Source organism: Magnetococcales bacterium, from assembly GCA_015228935.1.
GTDB lineage: Bacteria > Pseudomonadota > Magnetococcia > Magnetococcales > DC0425bin3 > HA3dbin3.
In genome coordinates this window covers 12521-18961 of sequence record JADGCO010000079.1, presented here as the reverse complement: position 1 = coordinate 18961, position 6441 = coordinate 12521, and the positions used below count along the sequence as shown (strand labels likewise).

Annotated in this window: 6 protein-coding genes and 1 pseudogene; all 7 read right to left on the bottom strand. The window is 57.0% G+C overall.

Translation table 11 applies throughout. The features are described 5' to 3' along the window. Window positions 1-98: 98 nt before the first annotated feature. Window positions 99-722, bottom strand: a complete 624-nt coding sequence (locus tag HQL65_15690) for a YggT family protein (protein MBF0137676.1) — start codon at window positions 720-722, stop codon at window positions 99-101. Between the two features lie 22 nt (window positions 723-744). Further along, window positions 745-1551 carry a pyrroline-5-carboxylate reductase gene (locus HQL65_15685; protein ID MBF0137675.1) on the bottom strand — a complete coding sequence of 269 codons (807 nt, stop codon included), beginning with the start codon at window positions 1549-1551 and terminating at the stop codon, window positions 745-747. Between the two features lie 76 nt (window positions 1552-1627). Next, complete coding sequence (locus HQL65_15680; GenBank protein ID MBF0137674.1) at window positions 1628-2329, bottom strand: YggS family pyridoxal phosphate-dependent enzyme; 702 nt, start codon at window positions 2327-2329, stop codon at window positions 1628-1630. A gap of 252 nt (window positions 2330-2581) precedes the next feature. Further along, on the bottom strand, window positions 2582-2935 hold the full coding sequence (locus tag HQL65_15675; GenBank protein MBF0137673.1) for a hypothetical protein: 354 nt from the start codon (window positions 2933-2935) through the stop codon (window positions 2582-2584). Next, a pseudogene (locus tag HQL65_15670) lies at window positions 2928-3376 on the bottom strand (Abi family protein). Before HQL65_15670 ends, HQL65_15675 begins: the two are co-directional and overlap by 8 nt. Window positions 3377-4531: 1155 nt before the next feature. Further along, window positions 4532-5320, bottom strand: a complete 789-nt coding sequence (locus tag HQL65_15665; protein MBF0137672.1) for a hypothetical protein — start codon at window positions 5318-5320, stop codon at window positions 4532-4534. A 5-nt stretch (window positions 5321-5325) separates the two neighbouring features. Continuing rightward, window positions 5326-6294 carry a VTT domain-containing protein gene (locus HQL65_15660; GenBank protein ID MBF0137671.1) on the bottom strand — a complete coding sequence of 323 codons (969 nt, stop codon included), beginning with the start codon at window positions 6292-6294 and terminating at the stop codon, window positions 5326-5328. Window positions 6295-6441 lie beyond the last annotated feature (147 nt).

The window sequence follows — 6441 nt, the reverse complement described above, 5'->3', positions numbered from 1 at the left end:
GCTGTGCCCTTCCTCCTGGCGGGGTTTGGGGCGGAGCCCCAACAAAGTCTTTCATATCAAACCCTTTTTTTGCAATGGTTCTGAATAGATACGTTTTTTTATTGCATGATATAATCGGCAGGACGGGCGGGGCTGGAGACCGCCATTCCCGCATTCTGGATCAGGATCAGCAGTAAAAGCAAAAGAAAAGCGGCGGCCAGCGGCGTGACATCCAGGGGGCCGTAGGTGGGTACCCAGCGCCGCAGGGGTCGCAGGACGGGTTCGGTGACCTGAAACAGGAAATGGTTGACCGGGTGGCGCAGATTCAGGCGGAGCGGTCGTCCCTGCTTGAAGGTGAGCCAGGAGTGAATGTTGATTCCTCCCCGGGCCACCAGCAACAGCATGTAAAGGGTCAGAAGGACGTGGAGAATGGTGAGAATTTCTCCGGCAATGACGCCCAGGGCCAAACCAGCCGGTACGCCACTGAACAGGGCCGTCACCAGACGTTGCAGCATCATGATGCCCATCATGACGACAATGGGGGAGAGATCCAGACCTCCCATGGGGGGCAGGAGACGTTGCACGGGTCGCAGCACCGGGTCGGTAAACCGGGCCAGGAACTGGACAATCGGATTGTAGGGATCCGGATTGACCCAGGAGATGAGAACGCGGGCCAGGATCATCCAGGAATAGATTTGCAGGACGAATCCCAACAAGGTGCCAATCGAGTGCAAGATTCCCACGATGTACTCCTGATCGTATTTTTTAGAGTTCCCTGGCGCGTTGCCAGGCGGCCACCACGGCTTCCATGAGGGCACTTCTGACGCCACCGGCTTCCAGCCTGCGCAACGCCGCAATCGTTGTGCCTCCCGGGGAGGTGACCTGATTTTTCAGGATGGCCGGGTGTTGTCCGCTGCTGGCCAGCAGTTGGCTGGTACCGAGCAGGGTCTGGACCGTCAACTGATCGGCCAGATCCCGGGGCAGGCCGCAGGCCACGCCGCCATCGGACAGGGCCTCGGCCACCAGATAGAGATAGGCCGGACCCGATCCCGAGAGGGCGGTGACCGCATCCATGAGTTTTTCATCCTGGATCACCGCCACCTTGCCCGCTGCGAGCATGATCCGGCGGGCTGTTTCGACCTGATTTTCCTGGACCCCACATCCCGGACAGAGAACCGTCATGCCGGCTCCGATCAGGGCCGGGGTATTGGGCATGGCCCGGATCACGGGCTGATCCTTGGGCAGATTTTCGGCCAGACGGGCCAGGGAGACCCCGGCAGCGATGGAAAGAATCAGGGTTTGGGGCAGCAGACCGGCCTGGATCTCCTGCAACACCTTGGTCACCACGCCCGGTTTGACGGCCACCACGGCCACATCCGCGCCCGGCAAGACGGCGCTGTTGTCAGCCTGTACCGTGACCTTGAAGCGTTCTTGCAGGGTATTGCGCCGCAGCGGATCCGGTTCGGCAACCCGGATCTGTCCGGAAGAGATGCCTGCCTGGACAAGGCCGCTGATCAGGGCCGTGGCCATGTTGCCACCGCCCAGAAAAGCCACGTTCATGGTCAGGGTCATGGTGCAGGCTCCTGACGTTTGCCCGAAAGGGTCGTTCCGACTTCCGGAAAGGTCATGGTCACGATCACGACAAGGGTCATGGTGCAGGCTCCTGACGTTCACCAAAAAGGGCTGCGCCGACGCGGACCAGGGTGGCTCCCTCTTCCACGGCCACGGCAAAATCCTGGCTCATGCCCATGGAAAGCTCGGACATGGAGACTCCCGGAATGGCCAGTTGGTTCAGAGTCCGGGCCAGGGTGGCCAGACCCCGAAAAAAGGGCCGGGTCATTTCGGGATCCGGGTTCCAGGGGGGAATGGTCATCAAGCCCCGGATGGCGAGGCCGGAAAAGCGGGCCATGGTGCGGATGGCGGCCTCGGCCTGGGCCGGTTCCAGGCCTTTTTTCTGGGGTTCGCCGCCCATGTTGATCTGGACCAGGACGGGCAGGGGAGGGGATCCCGCCACTCGTTGGTGAATCTCTTCGGCCAGGGCCACGGAATCGACGCTGTGCATCAGGTCGAACAGGGTCACGGCGACCTTGACCTTGTTGCGTTGCAAAGGGCCGATCATGTGCCATTCTCCTGCCTGTGCCGGCAGGAGGGATTTTTTTTCCTGAATTTCCTGGACGCGGCTTTCACCAAAAATGATCTGACCGGCAGCCATGGCCTCTCGTATGGCGGCCACGGGCTGGGTTTTGGAAACCGCCACCAGACGCACGGTTGCCGGATCCCGGTGCGCTCGTCTGGCAGCGGCACGGATTTGTTCCCTGATCTTCGCCAGATTTTCCGCAATGCCGGCCATAAGTACCCTGGTACGGATGAGTGTCGCAAGGAGGGTGTCGGATGGTCATGGATACCCTGGGAGGGGCCAGGACCGCAAGGGGAGGCGTCAACCCGGGAGCGTGTCACGCCACAAGGGCAGGGGTCAACCCGGGAGCGTGTCACGCCGCAGGGGCAGAGATCAACTCCGGAGCGTGTCATGTCGCAAAGGCAGGGATCAACCCGGGAGCGTGTCACGCCGCCCCGGGTTGCCGCTCCAGGTTGCCGATGCCGGTTATTGGCGCACGGTGGGCTGCAAACCGGACGCCGGTTCTTTGGTCTTGGGTTTGGCATCCAATTTGGTCAGATTGTCACACAGGGCACGCATGGCATCCTGGGAGAGTGCCTTGCCGGGTTCGATGATGTTGCCCAGCTTCATCTGCATCTCCTGGGAGAGTTGCACGCTGTTTTGATGCCGCAACCCGGCCTGGATGGCCGTGGTTCCCGCAACGACCAGCAAGACCCAGATCAAAAACGAAATGCCATTGCCGATGATTTTCAGGACGCCGGCGATGGCCAACAGGGCACCGAAACCGATCACGATCCATGCGACCGATTCCGGTTGCCCTGCCAACAGGTTGTCAAACATGGGGTGCGTCTCCTTGTGCCGTATTGGGGTGCCGTTCCAATTGCCAAATGGCCCGCTCGAAAAATTTTTCCGGAAAACCCATTGCGTTTGTATCGATGTCATGACGCCGGATCAAATCCAGCAATCTTACCTTCCAATGGTGCCCTGGGCAGATCTGGTCCATCATCCAGGCCAACATGACCAAGGTATTGTATATTTTGCGATTCTCTGCGGGGTGGAAGTCGGCGACAAGGAGTGCCGGACCGCGTCGAATCGGGTATTGGGTTGGAAAGCATGACGGGCATGGTCTGCTTCGAAGGGTAACCAGTAGGCGGTCAGGCGGTAATAATTCAGGTGAGCGAGAAAATGCCGAGCAGAGACAGGGTCATGTATAATCATGCCCCGGGATTGCAACAAAACGATCTGCTCGTCAAAGGACTTGGGAGGTTTGCTGAAATGCACGGGAAACTTCCCAGGGGGAGGGAATCACGCAAAAAAGTAACCCGCCGGTTTGAGGGTACCCCGGGGGGGCATAGCCTTGTCGGGTCTTGTTGAGACGCAGCGTACCATTTCCGAACGCGATTGCAAATAAAATTTTCCTGGATGATACCAATTTGCGTTTCCTCTGCCCTCTGGCCAGGGATCCCGGTAAAGGTGATGGTGTGAACGATTGGCAGATTATGAAGACATTTGGTGTACCGGCGATCCACACGCCCCCAAATGGAGAAGCAGACAAAACCGGTTGACACTGATAACAACCCAGTGGAATTTTCGATAAATCGAGAAAACATTAGAAAAAATAGAAATTTTACAATGGGAGAGAAAAAATCAAAAAACTCCAAAATTATCCTTGACAAACATTAATAAGCCTCTGTAGCCTGCCAAGTTTCGGTAATGACTCGGAATTAACGGGGTTGCCGAGTCATTACCGGGGTGAACCATCCGCACGCCAATGCGGACAACCCAACACAGCCATTCAGGGATGGGACGCCGGATGGGCATCATTTCAACACTTTTTGGATGAAGTAGACGCCACCCTGGAACAGAATCGACGAAAAATAGAGTTCATGAAGAAATGGGATAGTAAGAAAAGATAGTATCCCAAGAACTCTCACGGAGATGGAAGTGTATTTCCATCTCCGACTATAATTTATAATTCGGAAGAAACATGAAAGATTCTATCGTGGTTGGTTTCATTATGTCGATTGTTCTTTGCGTAGTATATTTCTCAATTATAGGAATTTACCGTCATGCCTATATTCTTCAAGAAATTGGTATATTTCTAGTTCTATTTTTTTGGATTCCGCAATTATTGTACTCAATTCCAATCATAAAAATGCTCTCCAGGAAAAATCTTAAAAAAACACTTCTTGGATTTAAAATATTTTTTTTCATACTTATGATGTTCAACATTTATATATTATATTATATAATCTATAATGAAATGCATAAATACTGAATCAGGGAAGAGAATCATGCAAAAACAAGTAACCCGCCGGTTTGAGGGTACCCAGGAGGGCATAGCCTTGGCGGGTTTTATCGGACCCACAGTATACCATTTCCGGACGCGATTGCAAATAAAATTTTGGGTCATGGGCAAAAAAAATCCTGGATTGGTCACGGTCCGGTGGATTGGCGCAGTTTGTCACTCAGGCTGGACTTGAGACGCAACAAATCGCCATCCAGGGCCGGATGGCCATGCCACCACTGGTCATCCGGGGATTGATGCCCCACCCCCAGACGGACGTTGCGCAGATGGTCATGTGTCATACGATGCAAAGTGTCACGGGCTGCCTGATGATCGAGTCTTGCCACCACTTCGGTGGCTTCCCGGACTTTCATGCGTCCGATCTCCAGCATGCGTGCGCCGGTGGTGAACCAGGTCTCCACGAAACGGGGGGCGTGACAATCCAGGCAGGGAGCCGCACGGGATTCGTCGCGGGCGGTGGCGTCCGGAATTGGGGAACGATCTGTTGGTGCCAGGGGAAAAATGCCCGCTCCCGTATCGTGTTCGCCGGCGTGGAGATGGCAATAGGCGCAGGTGGGGGCGCGCTGGTTTCCCTCCTGCAATGGTTGGGAAAAATCCATTTGCTTCGCCTCCAGGGTGACGATCACGCCATGTTTGGAGAGGGTGTAGCTGCCGGTTTCCCGCAGATGACATCCGGTGCAGGCATCATTGCGACGGGAGCGGTTGGCCATGGAGCCATCGTGTTCCGAGCCGTGGCAGGCCGGACAGGCGATGCCGGTCTTGGCGTGACGGCTTTTTTCCCAGGCACTGACCAGGGAGGTGTCCCGTTCCCGGTGACAGGCGAGACAATCCTGGGAGGAGGGTGGGGTCACGCCACCCGCCCAGGTGTGACTCGCTGTCAACATGACCAGAATGATCAGTTCCATTCCGACGCGCATGATATTCACCGTTCCACCGGAAACCCCTCCTGCCGCCATTGCTTGATGCCGCCGAGGACCAGGTAGAGCGGGCCGATGCCCAGGGCATCGAGTTTGCGGAAGGCCGTGGCGGATCGGCGGTCGGTGTGACACAGAATGGCCAGGGGGTGTTGCAGATCCCGTATCTCCTCCAGTCGGCTCTCCAGTTCGGGCAGGGGAATGTTGCGTGAGCCGGGAACGTGACCGTTTTCTCCCTTGAAGTCGGCGGCATCCCGCACATCCAGTACCGTCAGATTTTCCCCGGCGGCGAGCATCTCCCGCAGGCGGGTGGTGGTCAGATGACGTTTGGTTTCGCGTGCCTGCCTGACCCAGCGGGGAAGCAGCAGAACCACGACCAGCAGGGCCAGTGCCCACAGGCCGGCACGGATGGCATCGGCGCTGCCACTGGCCGCTTCCTTGCCGGCGAAACCCAGCCAGGCGTAGGCCAATCCCCCGGGAGCCATGCAGATCAAGGAGGCCAGGAGATAGGGAACGAGGCCGATGCGGGTCAATCCCAGGGCATAATTGAGCAGGTTGAAGGGGAAGATTGGCACCAGGCGGACAAAAGCGACAAAGCGCCACCCTTCCGCCTCCACGCCAGCCAGCAGGCGACCCGCGATACCTCCTGCCCGTTGTGTCACCCATTCGCCGGCCAGGTGACGGGCCATGAGAAAGGCAATTCCCGCCCCGATGGTGGCTCCCGCCAGACTCAGGAGACCTCCCAGCCAGGGACCGAACAGGGCACCTCCCGCCAGGGTGAGTACCGATCCCGGCAAAAAGAGTATGGTGGCCAGGGCGTACAGCAGGATGAACAACCCCATGCCCGCCGTTCCCCAGCTCCGTACCAGGGTTTCCAGGCGGGCGGGATCCAGGATGTCCCGATGTTGATAGGCCGCCACGATGCCTACCGCCAATCCTGCCAGAACGGTCAGGCGCAAGAGAAGCTTTCCGCTCATGTTCGTTTCTCCATCTGTGATGTCAAACCGCGTCTCCTCTACACATCTCGAAGAGGACACGATTTCAGGCTGTCTAATAAATTGTTAATTAAAACGAATGAAAAACTGGGATGGAGGTCCAGGAGGAAGGGCTGTGCCCTTCCTCTT

Excerpts from the sequence above, each read along its gene's own strand:
- HQL65_15685 (MBF0137675.1), bottom strand. The coding sequence starts at position 1,551 with ATGACCCTGACCATGAACGTGGCTTTTCTGGGCGGTGGCAACATGGCC.
- HQL65_15680 (MBF0137674.1), bottom strand. The coding sequence starts at position 2,329 with ATGGCCGGCATTGCGGAAAATCTGGCGAAGATCAGGGAACAAATCCGT.
- HQL65_15675 (MBF0137673.1), bottom strand. The coding sequence starts at position 2,935 with ATGTTTGACAACCTGTTGGCAGGGCAACCGGAATCGGTCGCATGGATC.
- HQL65_15665 (MBF0137672.1), bottom strand. The coding sequence starts at position 5,320 with ATGCGCGTCGGAATGGAACTGATCATTCTGGTCATGTTGACAGCGAGT.
- HQL65_15660 (MBF0137671.1), bottom strand. The coding sequence starts at position 6,294 with ATGAGCGGAAAGCTTCTCTTGCGCCTGACCGTTCTGGCAGGATTGGCG.